14 protein-coding genes are annotated in these 16352 nt (G+C 55.0%); 9 read left to right on the top strand and 5 right to left on the bottom strand.

The window, feature by feature from the left end:
- Positions 1-120 precede the first annotated feature (120 nt).
- The gene (locus tag L2Y28_RS05800) at positions 121-1041 is read right to left on the bottom strand and encodes a LysR family transcriptional regulator (protein WP_022647411.1); all 921 of its coding nucleotides are present in this window, start codon (positions 1039-1041) and stop codon (positions 121-123) included.
- A 621-nt stretch (positions 1042-1662) separates the two neighbouring features.
- Here L2Y28_RS05800 and ahpC point away from each other — a divergent pair.
- Both ahpC and ahpF read left to right on the top strand, forming a co-directional pair.
- Positions 1663-2226 carry an alkyl hydroperoxide reductase subunit C gene (ahpC, locus tag L2Y28_RS05805; protein WP_014882974.1) on the top strand — a complete coding sequence of 188 codons (564 nt, stop codon included), beginning with the start codon at positions 1663-1665 and terminating at the stop codon, positions 2224-2226.
- Positions 2227-2414: 188 nt separating this feature from the next.
- On the top strand, positions 2415-3980 hold the full coding sequence (ahpF, locus tag L2Y28_RS05810) for an alkyl hydroperoxide reductase subunit F (protein ID WP_022647412.1): 1566 nt from the start codon (positions 2415-2417) through the stop codon (positions 3978-3980).
- A gap of 59 nt (positions 3981-4039) precedes the next feature.
- Here ahpF and uspG read toward each other — a convergent pair whose 3' ends face one another.
- Positions 4040-4468 (bottom strand): universal stress protein UspG, encoded by a 429-nt coding sequence (gene uspG / locus L2Y28_RS05815; protein ID WP_022647413.1) that lies wholly within the window; start codon positions 4466-4468, stop codon positions 4040-4042.
- A 181-nt stretch (positions 4469-4649) separates the two neighbouring features.
- Between uspG and L2Y28_RS05820 the strand changes: the two genes are divergently transcribed.
- Entirely contained in the window at positions 4650-5888 is a 1239-nt protein-coding gene (locus L2Y28_RS05820) for a zinc-dependent alcohol dehydrogenase (protein ID WP_015571156.1), read from the top strand.
- Positions 5889-6027: 139 nt separating this feature from the next.
- On the opposite strand, the gene rnk is transcribed toward L2Y28_RS05820, so the two are convergent.
- Positions 6028-6438 (bottom strand): nucleoside diphosphate kinase regulator, encoded by a 411-nt coding sequence (gene rnk, locus L2Y28_RS05825; RefSeq protein WP_022647414.1) that lies wholly within the window; start codon positions 6436-6438, stop codon positions 6028-6030.
- Positions 6439-6700: 262 nt separating this feature from the next.
- Between rnk and L2Y28_RS05830 the strand changes: the two genes are divergently transcribed.
- Complete coding sequence (locus L2Y28_RS05830; RefSeq protein WP_022647415.1) at positions 6701-7327, top strand: flavin reductase family protein; 627 nt, start codon at positions 6701-6703, stop codon at positions 7325-7327.
- Here the strand turns inward: L2Y28_RS05830 and rna are convergent.
- Together rna and dcuC are read right to left on the bottom strand one after the other, a co-directional pair.
- Positions 7321-8130, bottom strand: a complete 810-nt coding sequence (gene rna / locus L2Y28_RS05835; RefSeq protein WP_022647416.1) for a ribonuclease I — start codon at positions 8128-8130, stop codon at positions 7321-7323. The genes L2Y28_RS05830 and rna overlap by 7 nt on opposite strands.
- A 94-nt stretch (positions 8131-8224) precedes the next feature.
- Complete coding sequence (dcuC, locus tag L2Y28_RS05840; protein WP_017382481.1) at positions 8225-9592, bottom strand: anaerobic C4-dicarboxylate transporter DcuC; 1368 nt, start codon at positions 9590-9592, stop codon at positions 8225-8227.
- Between the two features lie 342 nt (positions 9593-9934).
- Between dcuC and L2Y28_RS05845 the strand changes: the two genes are divergently transcribed.
- Genes L2Y28_RS05845 through L2Y28_RS05865 form a run of 5 tightly spaced genes read left to right on the top strand, consistent with a single transcriptional unit; the run spans position 9935 to position 16260 of the window.
- Entirely contained in the window at positions 9935-10336 is a 402-nt protein-coding gene (locus L2Y28_RS05845) for a hypothetical protein (RefSeq protein WP_022647417.1), read from the top strand.
- A gap of 53 nt (positions 10337-10389) precedes the next feature.
- Entirely contained in the window at positions 10390-10683 is a 294-nt protein-coding gene (locus L2Y28_RS05850) for a copper-binding protein (protein ID WP_022647418.1), read from the top strand.
- Positions 10684-10694: 11 nt separating this feature from the next.
- Positions 10695-11951, top strand: coding sequence for a TolC family protein (locus L2Y28_RS05855; protein ID WP_022647419.1), 1257 nt, complete (start codon positions 10695-10697; stop codon positions 11949-11951).
- Positions 11948-13147 (top strand): efflux RND transporter periplasmic adaptor subunit, encoded by a 1200-nt coding sequence (locus L2Y28_RS05860; RefSeq protein WP_022647420.1) that lies wholly within the window; start codon positions 11948-11950, stop codon positions 13145-13147. Before L2Y28_RS05855 ends, L2Y28_RS05860 begins: the two co-directional genes overlap by 4 nt.
- A complete protein-coding gene (locus L2Y28_RS05865) occupies positions 13144-16260 on the top strand; it encodes an efflux RND transporter permease subunit (RefSeq protein WP_022647421.1) in 3117 nt (1038 codons plus the stop codon). The genes L2Y28_RS05860 and L2Y28_RS05865 overlap by 4 nt, the downstream gene beginning before the upstream one ends.
- Positions 16261-16352 lie beyond the last annotated feature (92 nt).

Consider the following 16352-nt stretch of genomic DNA (forward strand, 5'->3'; position numbering starts at 1 on the left):
GCGTCCTGCGTGTTAAATGTCTTGGGAAAATCAAAACGATATTATGGAATTATTTATCCTTAATTTCACGGAGTCATTTTTTTCGGTTCGCTTTAATTATATTCACCATGCAAATGTATTTTACGCAGACGGCGGAGAAACGCAGAGCTTATGCATTTTTTCAATGAATGTTGAAAAAACAGAGCTATTCAGTGATGAACGGCCGTAGAGCATATAGATCTTTAATTCAGGCAGCGCAAACGGTGGCTCAAGCCTTTTTAATTTCAAAGATTCTTTAAATGTTTCATAGATCGACACGGGGATATAGCCTAACAAATCAGATGAACTGACCATAGAGATGAGAGAGCTAAGGGAGTCGGTGCGAAAAGCAATATTTCTTTCCGGAAAAGCGTCATTGGCCCGACTCTGGAACTCTTTTACACCCGGATGAGCACTCTGGTAAAAAGTGAATTTCTCCTGGTATAGCGCGTCCACCGTAGCTGTGTCAGCGAGCCTTGGGTGGTCTGCTCTACAGATTAAGGCTATCGGCACCGTAGTGAAGTGGGTGCAGACCACAGAGCGATTGTGGATAGGTGCGATAGAGAAGATGAGATCGGCTTTACGATAGGCCAACAAATCTTCCGCTGATTCGGAGGAAATAAGCATATCTCTTTGTTCTATCTCATAATTCTCCTCAGATATTAAAAGCTTCAACGGTTCCAGCATCGAACCAGGAGACACCATTTGAGTGCAATAGATAACGAACTTTTTCTTGATGTCCGAGTGATGCATCATGTTGATCGTCTGCTCAAGCTGATTGAGATTTTTTTCCAGATGATGATGCAAGTTGGTACCTACCGTGGTGGGCGTAATTCCCTTCCCTGAACGGATAAACAGGGGGTCATCAAGCTGACCGCGCAGGCGTTGCAGCGACTGGCTGACGGCGGATGGTGTGATATAAAGCGTCTCGGCAGCCCTACTGATACTGAGATGTTGGTAAATGCATTCGAAGATAACTAACAGATTGAGATCGAATTTTTTTAGGTCGTAGAGGTTTGCCATGTTTCGTCCTGAGTGAGTTGAGTTTGCTGTCGTTATCACACCATGGAGTACGACAGAGTGTAGTTACCCTTTACAATCCGTGTGAATAACTCGCTTAATTTAGAATTTAAGTGATCTTAATATATCACGGCTTTGGATTATTGAAACATATCTTCAAGAGTTATTAAGATAATTTTATCTTTAAAGTGTGATTGAATTATTTGAATGACAAATGGCGTTTATATATAGCGTGAAACCCATAATGAAATTAAATTTATAATGTTTCAATGACCTGTTCGAATCTGCCTATCACAGCCATAGGCAGGACTATCCCTCTTATGCATTGCTCATTGCGCGCAGGGGTGCTGTAATCAAACCGCTGTTACGGCCTTGATACAAGGTATGTAGAGCGCAACGCAACGCCAGCTTCGGCTGGCACTGAATGTACCTGCGGGGAATTCAGGTATCAGGGCCGCCCGTTGAGGCGGCCTTTTTACTTTCAGGCTTTCCTGTAAAAGGTTCACCTTGCTGTCTTGTTGCTGTTGTAAGGTTTGGCTGATTGATTTGATAAAGCATACGCATTAGCCCCGATGAACAAAGTTGGTTACCTTACACCTCAACGAAAACACGGAGGAAGTACAGATGTCCTTGATTAACACCAAAATTAAACCTTTCAAAAACCAGGCGTTCAAAAACGGTGAGTTCATCGAAGTTACTGAGAAAGATACCGAAGGCCGCTGGAGCGTGTTCTTCTTCTATCCGGCTGACTTCACCTTCGTTTGCCCGACCGAACTGGGCGACGTTGCAGACCACTACGAAGAACTGCAAAAGCTGGGCGTAGACGTTTACTCTGTTTCTACCGATACCCACTTCACCCACAAAGCGTGGCACAGCAGCTCTGAAACTATCGCGAAAATCAAATACGCGATGATCGGCGACCCGACTGGCGCCCTGACCCGTAACTTCGACAACATGCGTGAAGATGAAGGCCTGGCTGACCGTGCGACCTTCGTTGTTGACCCGCAGGGCATTATCCAGGCTATCGAAGTTACCGCTGAAGGTATCGGCCGTGATGCATCTGACCTGCTGCGCAAAGTGAAGGCGGCTCAGTACGTTGCTTCTCACCCAGGCGAAGTGTGCCCGGCGAAATGGAAAGAAGGCGAAGCAACGCTGGCGCCATCTCTGGACCTGGTCGGCAAGATCTAAGTCTGTAAAGCCTGGCGGCGCTACGCTTGCACAGGCCTACAGTATCGTAGGCCGGGTAAACGAAGTGCCACCCGGCAATCAATGGGCGCTCCCCGCGCCCATTTCATTCCAGCACCATGATGCAAGTTGCATTCAGGCAGCCCGTATAAGGCGGCTTGCATGATGACGTTTTAAGAGAGGGAAGAATAATGCTCGACACTAACATGAAAACCCAGCTCAAGGCCTACCTTGAGAAACTGACCAAACCTGTTGAGCTGATTGCCACGCTGGACGACAGCGCGAAATCGGCAGAAATCAAAGCGCTGCTGACAGAGATTGCTGAGCTGTCGCCGAAAGTGACCTTCAAAGAAGACAACACGCTGGCAGTCCGTAAGCCTTCTTTCCTGATCGCCAACCCAGGGTCTGACCAGGGGCCGCGTTTCGCGGGTTCTCCGCTGGGGCACGAATTTACGTCCCTGGTGCTGGCGCTGCTGTGGACCGGTGGTCATCCGTCAAAAGAAGCGCAGGCGCTGCTGGAGCAGATCCGCGATATCGACGGTGATTTTGAGTTTGAAACCTATTACTCGCTCTCCTGCCACAACTGCCCGGACGTGGTGCAGGCGCTGAACCTGATGTCAGTGCTCAACCCACGCATTAAGCACACGGCGATTGACGGCGGTACGTTCCAGAACGAAATCACCGAGCGCAACGTGATGGGCGTTCCGGCGGTTTACCTGAATGGTCAGGAGTTCGGCCAGGGGCGTATGACGCTGACCGAAATCGTCGCCAAAGTGGATACCGGCGCAGAAAAACGTGCGGCGGAAGAGTTGAACCAACGTGATGCGTACGACGTGCTGATTGTTGGCTCCGGCCCGGCGGGCGCGGCGGCAGCGGTTTACTCCGCACGTAAAGGGATCCGTACCGGTCTGATGGGCGAGCGTTTCGGTGGTCAGGTTCTGGATACCGTAGACATTGAAAACTACATTTCCGTGCCGAAAACCGAAGGCCAGAAGCTGGCCGGGGCGTTGAAAGCGCACGTCAGCGACTACGACGTGGATGTCATTGACAGCCAAAGCGCCAGCAAACTGGTTCCGGCAGCGGTCGAGGGTGGTTTGCACCAGATTGAAACGGCGTCCGGCGCGGTGCTGAAGGCGCGCAGCGTGATCATTGCCACTGGCGCGAAATGGCGCAACATGAACGTGCCGGGCGAAGATCAGTATCGCACCAAAGGCGTGACCTATTGCCCGCACTGTGACGGCCCGCTGTTCAAAGGTAAACGCGTAGCGGTGATCGGCGGCGGTAACTCCGGCGTGGAAGCGGCTATCGACCTGGCGGGGATTGTTGAACACGTTACCCTGCTGGAGTTCGCCCCTGAGATGAAAGCGGACCAGGTGTTACAGGATAAAGTACGTAGCCTGAATAACGTCGACATTGTGCTCAATGCCCAGACGACAGAAGTGAAAGGCGACGGCAGCAAAGTGACCGGTCTGGAATACCGTGACCGCGTGAGTGGCGATATTCACAGCGTACCGCTGGCGGGGATCTTCGTTCAGATTGGCCTGCTGCCAAACACCACCTGGCTGGAAGGCGCAATTGAGCGCAACCGCATGGGCGAGATCATCATCGATGCGAAATGCGAAACCAGCGTGAAGGGCGTATTTGCGGCGGGCGACTGCACCACCGTGCCGTACAAGCAGATCATCATCGCTACCGGTGAAGGTGCGAAAGCCTCGCTGAGCTCGTTTGATTACCTGATCCGCACCAAAACTGCATAATAAAAGAAAGCAAGACGACACCTGCAATACAAGAGGCCACCAAAAGGTGGCCTCTTTTTTTATCTGACGACCATCACCGGAATGTGGGTGTGGCGGATCACGCTGGAGGCGTTCGACCCCAGCAGGTGCGTGGTAATAGACGGGTTGCGCGAACCAATCACCACCACGTCTGCGTTCAGCTCCGCGGCCAGTTCATTAACGGCGTCACGCACGCTACCGAACCGGACGTGGGTTTTTATGCGGGAAGGATCGATGCTGAAGTGCCCGACCATGGTTTGCAGGCGCGTCTCGGCTTCATGCTGTAAATGCTCTTCAAAACGACGCACATCAGCAGCGAAACGATGCAGGCTCAGGCTGGCAGAGCCCGGTAAAACATGCAGAAGATGAATAACTCCGTCCTGCTGCGCGAGAAATTCCGCGTGACGTACAGCTTTATCACTCAGTTCCATTTCGAAAACATCAACCGGCATAATGATTGTTTGATACATACCCGTTTCTCCTTGTTTATAAACGCTGAAATCATTCAACCACAAAATATAAAAGGTTTCTGTAATCCCGACAGCACTTTTTTATCTCGCCAGGATAAATCTCAAAACAGCCGGATTCCGGGGCAGATCCCGAGAGGTAGCTACCCTTTTATAAGCTTACCCACACCCTTTCGGAGGTTGCATGAAAGCTCTCACCTATCACGGTCCACATCATGTTCGGGTCGATAATGTCCCCGATCCGGGCATCGAACAGCCTGACGATATCATCCTGCGCGTAACGGCCACGGCGATCTGTGGTTCTGATTTGCATCTTTATCGCGGAAAAATTCCCAAGGTCCAGCACGGCGATATCTTTGGTCATGAATTTATGGGCGAGGTGGTGGAGTGCGGGAGCGAAGTGAAGAACGTGCAGAAAGGTGACCGGGTGGTGATCCCGTTTGTGATTGCCTGCGGTGACTGTTTCTTTTGCCAGATGCAACAGTACGCGGCCTGCGAAAACACGAACCGCGGGCAGGGCGCGGCGCTGAACAAAAAGCAAATTCCCGCCCCTGCCGCGCTGTTTGGCTACAGCCATCTTTACGGCGGCGTGCCGGGCGGACAGGCGGAGTATGTGCGCGTGCCGAAAGGCAACGTGGGGCCGTTTAAAGTGCCTCAGCTGCTGTCAGACGACAAAGCGCTTTTCCTGTCAGATATTCTGCCTACCGCCTGGCAGGCGGCGAAAAATGCGCAGATCCAGAAAGGCTCCAGCGTCGCCGTATTCGGGGCCGGGCCGGTGGGGTTACTGACCATTGCCTGCGCGCGGCTTCTCGGCGCAGAGCAGATTTTTGTGGTTGACCATCATCCCTATCGACTGCGGTTTGCCCAGGAGCGCTACGGCGCGATCCCGATTAACTTTGATGATGATAACGACGCGGCGGAGAAAATCATTGAGCAAACGGCCGGGCAGCGCGGGGTGGATGCGGTGATTGATGCCGTCGGGTTTGAGGCCAAAGGCAGCACGACGGAAACGATCCTCAGTAACCTGAAAATTGAAGGCAGCAGCGGCAAAGCCCTGCGCCAGTGCATTGCTGCGGTGCGACGCGGCGGCGTGGTCAGCGTGCCGGGTGTGTACGCCGGTTTCATCCATGGCTTCCTGTTTGGCGATGCCTTCGATAAAGGGCTGAGCTTTAAGATGGGGCAGACGCACGTCCACGCCTGGCTGGGAGAGCTGCTGCCGCTTATCGAAAAAGGGTTGCTTACACCGGAAGATATTGTGACCCACTATCTTCCGCTGGCTGATGCGGAGCGCGCCTATAAGATCTTCGAAAAACGGGAGGAGGAGTGCCGCAAGGTGATCCTGGTGCCTGGCGCAGATACCCCGGAGGCAGCGCAGCAGAAAGTGAAGGGACTGGTGAATGCCTTCCCCGGCGGCGTTGTGTGAGGTTTCGTCCCCACGGCACTACGACAGAGTAAACATGGATTAAGCGGTTTTTGTCCGATATAACACAATCGGGTGAATTTGCGGAAAGAGGATGCAGGTGCATCCTCTGTGCAAAGCGGGGTCGCTTGTTCAGAAGGGATTAACGCAGGTAATCGCCAGCGGCTTCGGGCTGGTAGAGCAGCTCAAGCACTTCCAGATGGGCTGAGGCGCCGCCCGGGAGTTCCCAGTGGATAGTATCGCCCGTGCGCAGTCCAAGCAGCGCCGCGCCCACGGGTGCCAGCACCGAAAGCTGCATGCTGCTGTCGGTCATCTGCGCCGGATAGACCAGCGTACGGGTGAGTTCCTCCCCGGTGGTCAGGTTGCGGAACTTCACCTGGCTGTTCATGGTGACCACATCATGCGGCATGGTCTCAGGCGTACACATCTGCGCCCGGTCTAGCTCTTCGTTCAGCGCATCGGCTACCGGCAGCGAGGCGAATTCTGGTTTCTCCAACAGTCGGTCAATACGTTCTGCGTCGAGTTCATTGATGATAATCGTAGGTCTGGACATTTTTACTCCATGTCGTTAATGCTGCGTGTAACGCAGAAACCAATCCAAAAGAAAACCCTCGCCGTCTGGCAGCGAGGGTTTAACTTATCTGATGATACTGTCTGAAACCCTAAGTTTGAAGTGATGAAGGTCACATTCGTGCGCCATATGAATTTTTGGCAATAAACCCGGCATCCCGATTCACGCTGAACGGAAATTTCGTTACGCTGGTAAAACTTAAACCGGGCAATGCGCGTTGCAGCCCCTGCGTAGAGAGAGCGATATGTACTTTTACCAACCGTCTCAGGGGCACGGCCTGCCGCACGACCCGCTGAACGCCATTATCGGTCCACGTCCGATTGGCTGGATTTCATCCTGTGATAAGGCCGGTCAACTGAACCTTGCCCCGTACAGCTTCTTTAACTGCTTTAACTATCGCCCACCGATCATTGGTTTTTCCAGCAACGGCTGGAAGGATAGCGTGCGGAATATTACCGAAACGGAAGAGTTTGTCTGGAACCTCGCAACGCGCGATCTGGCTGAGGCGATGAATGAAACCTCCGCCACACTCCCTCATGGCGAGGATGAATTTACCTTTGCCGGCCTGACGCCCGTAGCCAGCCAGCTTGTGCGCTCGCCGCGCGTGGCGGAAAGCCCGGTGAATTTCGAGTGTCGATTGTCACAGTGCATTCAGTTGACCGGCGCGGATGGGATCCCGATTGATACCTGGCTGGTGCTCGGCGAAGTGGTGGGCGTCCATATCGCCGAGAGTTTGCTGGAAGAGGGGATTTACCAGACCGCGAAAGCGCAGCCCATTCTGCGTGCGGGTGGACCGTCCGCCTACTACGGCATCAGCGACAGCCATCGCTTCGATCTGGTACGCCCGGATGCGCGCAGGAACAATCAGTAACCAGCTTTATCGATAACAAACTGTTTGCCGCAGTTGCCCGGATGCGGCTGTGGCGCAAAGGTGCTGGCTGAGAGCGAGTTGTTAATGGTGCTGGATTTTAGCGAGATCTGCATCTCGGTCAGATAAGCCGGATTGCCATGGCAGGTAAGCTTGAACGCTTTTACGTTCTGTTTCCCCCAGCTTTTGGCCACGGCTGCATCAAAATCGCTACGGCGGACGGTTTTGCCATAGTTTTCCGCCAGAAATTTCCCAACCGCACTATTTTTCACTTCCTGGTTCATGCGCACCATGGTGCCGAAGTAAGCGTCGGGATCAAAACCAAAGCAGACGCCGTGTTTCGCGTATTCATAACGTTCAAGGCAGGAGTTGCCGCCCGCGCCGGGCATCACGCTGTTAAGCTTCGCCGCGCCCGTTAGCGATAGTCCGGTCTCTGCGGCGTCACATTTGCGGCTGGCTTTTGCTTCCGGCATATTCGGAACCGGACGAGTGGCACAGCCGAAGCGCATCCAGCGGCGTTCATCCACTCCGCGAGCGGCAATAGATTTCGGCAGTGCTGGCCATAAGCCGTGGACGGTCAGAAAATCGGTTTTGTTGCTGCTCTCTTTTTGCAGGCGACACTCTTCCGGTTCGTCACGGTTGCGTTCGACCATACTCTGGCAAAATCCAGTTTGCCAGGAAAGCGCCAGAACGTAGCGATCGAAATCGCCGTACTGGGTTGGCTTAAGCGGATCTGCCTGAATTGAGAAGACACAGAGTGCAAGCGCTACTGCGCCAGACGGGATAACGATATCCTTCCTGAACATTTGCTTTCCTGATTGGTTGGGCGCGATTAATTTCTGGAGGTTATTAAAGCACAAAAAGCGCCCGCAGGCGCTTTTTGGAAAGCAGGAATTTCGCTTAGGCAGCGCCGGGAACCAGCACTTCGGTGGCGATAATAACGATAATCAGGCCAACCAGCACCGGCACTGACGTGCGTTTTACCACTTCAAACGGAGAGATTTTTGCCATCCCTGCAACCGCAACCACCACGCCCGATACCGGAGAAATGGTACGACCCAGGTTGGAGGCCTGGAGCATCGGAATGGACAGGTAAGCCGGGTTGATGCCGGAGGAGTGTGCCAGTTTAGGGATCATCTCAACAAACGCATAGAACGGCGCGTTACCGGAGCCGGTAGTCATCGCCGCCAGCATGGTCAGTACCACCAGCACCAGCATCAGGATAATGCTGGCCGAGCCGAACGAGGTGGCGATAGAGATCAGGCTCTGGATAAAGCCGATTGTGCTCAGCCCCTGAGCAAACACCCCTGCGGCAACCAGCAGCATCACCACGCCCGCGAAGGCATCCGCCATGCCGCGGAAGGCGACTTCAAGACCCGTGAACACCTTCTGGGTATTAAAGCCACGAACAAATTCCAGGATGGCCGCCAGCAGCATACAGATCACCAGGATAGTGATGATGTGCAGCTGAGGGCCCCATTTGCCGTCAAAAATAAGCACGCCAATAATCGGCGTGAAGGGCAGGATGGAATAAAACGCCGGGGCGGTAGTGGTGATTTCACTGACGTCCATCATCTCATGGCTGACGTTCTCTTTCTTATCGAGGTAGCGTTGCCAGAAGAAATGCGCCACGCCCATGCCGAGAATAGCGGTGATGGAGATTGGCAGTGTGGTTTTGAAGGCGAAGTCAATCAGCGACATTTCCGCGGCTTTCGCGGCCAGCACCACGTCACCGGAAGTAGGGGAGAGAATAATCGCCGCCGGAGAGGCGCAAATAGCCGCCGCTGCGCCACGGCTGATCCCGACGTTAACCATTACCGGGAATAACGTCGCCATTAACAGCACGCCAAGGCCTGTTGCTGAGGAAACGGCTAATGACATCAGACAGGCCAGGAAATAAGCCGCGACCATCAGCAGATAGGGGGAGTTAATATATTGCAGCGGCTTAGAAGCCAGCTTCACCACCATATCATTCGCACCGATATGGGTCATATAGGCAGCAAATCCGCAGAGCATCATGATCATCATGCCCAGGTCACCGCCGCGGCTCATCAGCAGAATTTTTATATATTCCACAATATCGGTAGCGGTATATCCGGTGCTGGCTTCGCTGGCGGGTAAAACCTGATGACCCATTAGCGCGCTAATGATCAGCAGCGTCAGGCCGCCGACAAATAGCACGCCGGTGGCTGAGTAACCTTTAATGATGTAGCGTGCTACACCGACAATGACCACGACTCCAATGAGGAGTTCGAGAAAAGTAAGCATGATTTCCCCTGTATCCTTGCTGCCCGAGAGACAAATAATCAATAAAAAAGAAGCCTGAAATGTGCCGAATAAATGGCCAGTCCTTGCTGATTAAAATCAAGAAAGAGACTACTAAAGGCAATGATGACGATATTTTTGCTAACCCTGCGTCATTTATATTAAGACGTTATTGACCTGATGAATAGATATTATATGTCATTAAATTGATGGTGAAGTGTTAAGGTTTTGAGTATTACTTGCCGACAATCGATTTAAAAACGTAAATCTCTTTAAAACTACTTCTCTTTCATTCTTTTGCCTGCTTATACTCGGTTCACTTTTACCCTATCCGACGATCTGAATATGCACGCCAGCTGGACGTATCGCCTGCGCTTTATCAAAAAACATCTGCTGATGTTTTTGCTGGCGTTTGGCTGGCTGTTAATCCAGAGTCAGGTGGCCGTCGCCTCCCATCAATGTTCAATGGATTTGCGCGGTGAGGTGGCCACCATCCAGCATATGGATATGATGGCGGAACCGGGGCTGCATTATGCTGCCGGTGCTTCACCGCTGTGTGAAAAACATTGTGTGCCGGATCAGGTACAAAAAGAACCTGCCCAGCCGCATCTGGTGGCGCTGCCTGCCGCCATGACGCTGACCTTAACGACGCCAGAGTGTTCATCTGCAAGCCATTCTGCGTGGTCTATTACCCCTCCTGCTGTGGGGCCGCCGGCAACGATCCGCTATTGCCGGTTTCGGGAGTAAAAACCTGTTAATTCGTTGATTTTATTTACTTAACGTTTAACAGGAGTTTTATCATGCGTACCCTATTCCTTTCCGCGCTGGTTGGCGCGTCCATCTCTTTCGCTTCTTATACCGTTCAGGCAAACCAGACCTGGCAGGGCCGCGGCGTGGTTCAGTCGATCTCTGACAATGCCGTCATGCTCCGTCACGAGGCCATACCGGAACTAAAATGGCCAGCGATGACCATGCCGTTTACTTTATCTGCCGGCACCACGCTGAATGGCGCCAAACCGGGGGATGAGGTGACCTTCACGCTTGAGCGTGCGGGTGACGGTTTCCAGATTATCTCGCTGACGCCAGCGCGCTAAGCGAGGTCACCATGAAACAACACACACTGAGCCTGTGGCTCGGTGGGGTGTTGTTCGGCCTGTTAACCTCCGCCGCGCAGGCGGAGCCGTGGACGCTCGAACACACCCTGACCGAAGCCCAGCGCTACTCGGCAGAACTCTCCGCCAGCCGTAACGAAGCGCAGGCGCTGGATGCGATGGCGGATTCCGCCACGCAATTACCTGATCCAAAACTGAAATTCGGTATTGAAAACGTGCCGGTACAGGGCAGCAACGATCGGCGGCTTACGCGCGAAGGGATGACCATGCAGAAGGTTGGCATCATGCAAAGCTACGTCAGCTCAGAGAAGCGGGAACGTAAAGCACAGACTTTTCAGGCGCAGGCGCGAAGCGTGCTGGCAAAATCCGAGGCCGTACGTGCCGCGCTTCAGCGTGATACCGCCCAGGCCTGGCTGGATCTGGCGCTGGCACAGCAGGCGCTGAAAACGGCCAGAACGCTGGTCCGTGAAACGGAACGCCAGCGGGGCGTGCAGAAGGCGAGCGTCGGGGCGGGAGGCGCAACGCCGGACAGCGTACTGGCCCTGCAAATGATCCTCAGCGCCATGCGCGACAAAGAGACGCTGGCGCAGCGGGATGTGCAGCTGGCGCAAAGCCGTCTGCTGGAGCTAACAGGGCACGCTATTACGGCGGTTCGCGGTCCGCTGCCGCGCTATCAGCGCCTTCCTGCCGATGAAAAAACGTTGCAGGAGGGGATTGCCAGACACCCGGAAGTGGAGGCCGCGCGACGTGAAGCAGAGACCGCGAAAGCGCGTTCAGCGCAATCTGCCGTGGCAGCGATACCCGATGTGGATGTGGAGGTCTATTACGCCCACCGCGCCGAAGGCTATGACGATATGGCTGGCGTGATGTTCAGCGTGGATCTGCCTTTGTTCCAGTCAAAACGTCAGGACAAGGATTACGCCGCCGATGTTTCCCGCTCAATGCAGGCGGTGGATCAACTGACGCTGCTCAAACGCGAACACATTGCCCAGGTGCAAACGCTGGTGGCGCAGTATCAGGCTGCGCAAACGGTGTGGCAGCGTCAGCGGGACGAGGTACTACCGTTGCAGCGACAACGGCTGGCGGTGCTGACGGCGCAATATCGTTCTGGACAGTCGGCGCTTCCGGCCCTGCTGGAGGCGCGTCGTGGCGTACTGGATACGGAACTGGCGGTGAACCAGGCGGAGCGCGAAATGGCGCGAACCTGGGCTGCCGTGAACTGGCTGATCCCGCAGGAGCTGGCGCAATGAAAAAAACAACGTTAATGGCGATTGCCATCGCGATAGCTGCCGTTGGCGGCTATTTTGTCGGACAGAAGCAGACGCATCAGCCGGATGCGGCTTCACAACCCTCAGAACGCAAGGTGCTTTACTGGTACGACCCCATGGTGCCCGGTCAGCGCTTCGATAAGCCGGGTAAATCCCCCTTTATGGATATGGATCTGGTCCCACGCTACGCCGATGAAGCGCAGGCGGCGTCAGGCGTGGCCATCAGCACTCAACAGCAGCAAAACCTGGGGATGAAAACCGCCAACGTTGAGATGCGCCAGCTGGTTTCGCCGTTCTCGGCCTTTGCCACGGTTGCAACGGATGAACGTAACGTCTCGGTGTTGTCAGCCCCGGCCAATGGCGTGGTGTCAAAATTGTTTGTTAATGCGCCGCAGCAGCAGGTAAAAGCCGGAGAGGCGCTGGCGCAACTGTGGATCCCGCAGTGGACCGCCGCCCAGCAGGAGTATCTCGCGGTTCGTCAGCTTGGCGATGCCGCATTGACCCGCGCCGCTCGCGAGCGGCTGGCGTTGCAGTTTATGCCAGAAGAGGTCATTCGTTTGCTGGAGCGTAGCGGTAAGCCGCAGACCACGCTCATTCTGCGCACCGACCGGGCGGGCTATGTGGTGAAGCTGGACGTGCGGGAAGGGGCGCAAATCACCGCAACGGCGCCGCTGTTTGAGATCGCCAGCCTCGATCCGGTCTGGCTGGTGGTCGACTACCCGCAAACGCAGGCGCAGTCTCTGGCGGTGGGCAGCAAGGTGGTAGCAACCTCAGAAAGCTGGCCGGGGGAGCAGTTCCACGGCACGGTCAGCGAATTGCTGCCGCAGATGGAGGCGGCCACGCGAACCCTGAAAGCCCGTATCGTGCTGGAAAATTCCGCACATAAGCTGAAGCCGGGCATGTACCTCTCCGTCAGCCGTGCGCAAGAGCTGAAAGGCCCGCCGGTGCTGGCGGTGCCGGAAGAAGCGGTGATTAACAGCGGAGAGTCTGCGCGTCTGCTGCTGGCTACCGGGGACGGTTATTTCCAGCCTGTGACGGTGAAAACCGGCCTGACGGCGCAGGGCTGGACGGCGATCCTGTCCGGGGTCAAAGAGGGCGATAAGGTGGTGACGTCCGGGCAATTCCTGATTGATTCCGAAGCCAGCCTGCGTAGCGTGATGTCGGAGGTGACGCCATGATTGCCGCTGTGATTCGCGCCTCGTTGCGTAACCGCCTGCTGGTGATCCTGGCCGCGCTGATGATGGCCAGCTGGGGCTGGTGGGCGGTGCAGCGCGCGCCGCTGGACGCGTTGCCCGATCTGTCTGATGTGCAGGTCATTATCAAAGCGAGTTACCCCGGGAAAGCGCCGCAGGTGATTGAAGATCAGGTGACCTGGCCGCTGACAACCTCCATGTTGTCTGTGCCGGGCGCCAAAACCGTGCGCGGTTTTTCAATGTTTGGTGACGCTTATGTGTATGTGCTGTTTGAGGATGGCACCGATCTCTACTGGGCGCGATCCCGGGTGCTGGAATATTTAAGCCAGGTACAGGCGCAGTTTCCGCCGGGCGTGAAGGTGTCGCTGGGGCCGGATGCGACGGGCGTCGGCTGGATCTACGAATATGCACTGATCGACCGTAGTGGAAAACACAGCCTGGCAGATCTTCGGGCCCTTCAGGACTGGACGCTTAAGTTCGAGCTTAAGACGGTACCGAATGTATCTGAAGTGGCAAGCATTGGCGGAATGGTGCGTCAGTATCAGATCGTGGCGGACCCGGCGAAAATGCGCGCGCTGAATATTACCCACAGCCAGCTATCCGGCGCGGTGCAGGCCGCCAATAAAGAGAGCGGCGGCGCCCTGCTGGAGATGGGCGAAGCGGAGTATATGGTGCGGACAACGGGCTATTTGCGCTCGCTGGAGGATTTTCGCAATGTGGTGATCGCCACCCGCGATGGCGTACCTGTCCTGCTGAAAGATGTCGCCACCATTGGCATTGGCCCGGAGATCCGCCGGGGCGTGGCGGAGCTTAACGGTGAAGGGGAGGTTGCTGGCGGCGTAATCGTGATGCGCTACGGGCAGAACGCGCTGGAAACCCTTCGCGCGGTAAAAGCGAAACTGAGCGAGCTGCAAAAAACGCTGCCGCAGGGCGTCGAGATTGTTCCGGTCTACGATCGCTCCACGCTGATTGAGGAGTCGGTCAAAACGCTGACGCACAAGCTGCTCGAAGAGTTTGCCGTGGTGGTACTGGTGTGCGCGCTGTTCCTGTTCCACCTGCGTTCCGCGCTGGTGGCGATGGTTTCTCTGCCGCTGGGGATCCTCGGGGCTTTTGTGGTGATGCACTATCAGGGCATTAACGCGAATATGATGTCGCTCGGCGGGATCGCCATTGCCATCGGAGCGATGGTGGATGCGGCAATTGTCATGATTGAAAACATGCACAAGGTGCTGGAGCAGTGGCGGCATGATAATCCGGGCAAGGAGCCTGCGTCGGGAGAGTACTGGCGTCTGGCGGAAAAGGCGGCGGTTGAAGTGGGACCGGCGCTGTTTTGCAGCCTGTTAATCATCACGCTGTCATTTATACCGGTATTTTCGCTGGAAGCGCAGGAGGGGCGAATGTTCTCGCCGCTGGCGTTCACCAAAACCTGGTCGATGGCCGTGGCCGCCGGGCTTGGGATCACTCTGGTGCCGGTGCTAATGGGCTTCTTTATTCGCGGGAAAATCCCGGATGAGAAGGCAAACCCGATAAACCGCCTCCTGATCCGCCTGTATGAGCCGCTGCTTGATAAGGTACTGACCTTCCCGAAAACGACCCTGGCACTGGCATGTCTGCTGCTGATCGCCACGCTCTGGCCGCTGAGCCGCCTGGGCAGTGAGTTTATGCCGCCGCTGGATGAAGGGGATTTACTCTATATGCCCTCCACGCTGCCGGGGATCTCTGCTCGCGAGGCATCGCGGCTGCTTCAGCAGACGGACCGCTTGATCAAAAGCGTACCGGAGGTGGCGAGCGTGTTTGGCAAAGCTGGTCGGGCGGAGTCGGCAACCGATCCCGCGCCATTAACCATGCTGGAAACAACTATCCACTTTAAGCCCCGCGAGCAGTGGCGGCCTGGAATGACGCCGCAAAAGCTGGTGGAGGAGCTCGATAAAACCGTGTCGCTGCCGGGCATTGCCAATGTGTGGGTGCCCCCTGTCCGTAACCGTCTGGACATGCTGGCAACCGGGATCAAAAGCCCGGTCGGCATTAAGGTGAACGGCAATAATATTGCCGACATTGAGCGCGTGGCCCGGCAGATTGAGCAGGTGGTGAAGGACGTTCCTGGCGTCTCCTCGGCGCTGGCGGAGCGACTGGAAGGCGGGCGCTACGTGGATATTCGTATCGACCGGCAAAAAGCCGCGCGCTACGGCGTTTCCGTCGATGAACTGCAAAGCCTGGTCTCCACGCTGGTCGGGGGCGATAACATTGGTGAGGTGATCCAGGGACGCGAGCGGTATCCCATCAACCTGCGTTATCCCCGCGATTTGCGTGATAACGTCGACACGTTGCGGGTGTTGCCGGTAGTAACCGCCAGCGGTAGCCAGGTGGCGCTGGGGGAACTGGCCGATATCGTCGTGACGGAAGGCCCACCGATGCTAAAAAGTGAAAATGCGCGCCTTTCCAGCTGGATCTACGTGGACTTACGCGGGCGCGATCTGAAGTCCGCCGTAGATGAAATGCAAAAACGGGTGGAGGAGAAGGTGGTATTGCCGCAGGGCGTATCTCTCTCCTGGTCCGGGCAGTTTGAATATCTGGAACGGGCGACCGCGACGCTTAAAATAGTCTTACCTGTCACGCTGATGATTATATTCATCCTTTTATGGTTAACCTTCAGGCGGATATCAAATGTCCTGATAATAATGGGGACATTGCCTTTCGCGCTTATTGGTGGGGTGTGGTTATTATGGCTGCTTGAATATAATTTGTCTGTGGCGGGGGCCGTTGGCTTTATCGCCCTTTCCGGGGTGGCAGCAGAATTCGGCGTAATTATGGTTCTATATTTGAATCATGCGCTTGATAAATATCACAGGCTTGAGCCAGAAGGGGGAAATACGGTGCTATTGCGGGCGATCCACGAAGGTGCCGTGCTGCGCGTGCGTCCGAAGGTGATGACGGTCGCCACGATTATGGCGGGACTGCTGCCCATCATGTGGGGAAATGGGAGTGGCTCGGAGGTGATGCAACGTATTGCTGCACCGATGATTGGTGGCATGGTTACTGCACCGTTATTGTCGATGTTAGTTATTCCCGCACTCTACAAATTGTTACATCAACGTTAAAAATGTCAACTGCATGTGCTTATTCAGGCATGCAGTTTATGTATCGTCAGACTATTCTCAGGAACGGGATGGTAATTAGGAATAACACCCAT

This window comes from Enterobacter sp. JH25, from assembly GCF_021725435.1.
GTDB classification, from domain to species: Bacteria; Pseudomonadota; Gammaproteobacteria; order Enterobacterales; family Enterobacteriaceae; genus Enterobacter; species Enterobacter intestinihominis.

Coding starts and splice junctions, on each gene's coding strand:
- L2Y28_RS05800 (WP_022647411.1), bottom strand. CDS start 1,041: ATGGCAAACCTCTACGACCTAAAAAAATTCGATCTCAATCTGTTAGTT.
- ahpC (WP_014882974.1), top strand. CDS start 1,663: ATGTCCTTGATTAACACCAAAATTAAACCTTTCAAAAACCAGGCGTTC.
- ahpF (WP_022647412.1), top strand. CDS start 2,415: ATGCTCGACACTAACATGAAAACCCAGCTCAAGGCCTACCTTGAGAAA.
- uspG (WP_022647413.1), bottom strand. CDS start 4,468: ATGTATCAAACAATCATTATGCCGGTTGATGTTTTCGAAATGGAACTG.
- L2Y28_RS05820 (WP_015571156.1), top strand. CDS start 4,650: ATGAAAGCTCTCACCTATCACGGTCCACATCATGTTCGGGTCGATAAT.
- rnk (WP_022647414.1), bottom strand. CDS start 6,438: ATGTCCAGACCTACGATTATCATCAATGAACTCGACGCAGAACGTATT.
- L2Y28_RS05830 (WP_022647415.1), top strand. CDS start 6,701: ATGTACTTTTACCAACCGTCTCAGGGGCACGGCCTGCCGCACGACCCG.
- rna (WP_022647416.1), bottom strand. CDS start 8,130: ATGTTCAGGAAGGATATCGTTATCCCGTCTGGCGCAGTAGCGCTTGCA.
- dcuC (WP_017382481.1), bottom strand. CDS start 9,592: ATGCTTACTTTTCTCGAACTCCTCATTGGAGTCGTGGTCATTGTCGGT.
- L2Y28_RS05845 (WP_022647417.1), top strand. CDS start 9,935: ATGCACGCCAGCTGGACGTATCGCCTGCGCTTTATCAAAAAACATCTG.
- L2Y28_RS05850 (WP_022647418.1), top strand. CDS start 10,390: ATGCGTACCCTATTCCTTTCCGCGCTGGTTGGCGCGTCCATCTCTTTC.
- L2Y28_RS05855 (WP_022647419.1), top strand. CDS start 10,695: ATGAAACAACACACACTGAGCCTGTGGCTCGGTGGGGTGTTGTTCGGC.
- L2Y28_RS05860 (WP_022647420.1), top strand. CDS start 11,948: ATGAAAAAAACAACGTTAATGGCGATTGCCATCGCGATAGCTGCCGTT.
- L2Y28_RS05865 (WP_022647421.1), top strand. CDS start 13,144: ATGATTGCCGCTGTGATTCGCGCCTCGTTGCGTAACCGCCTGCTGGTG.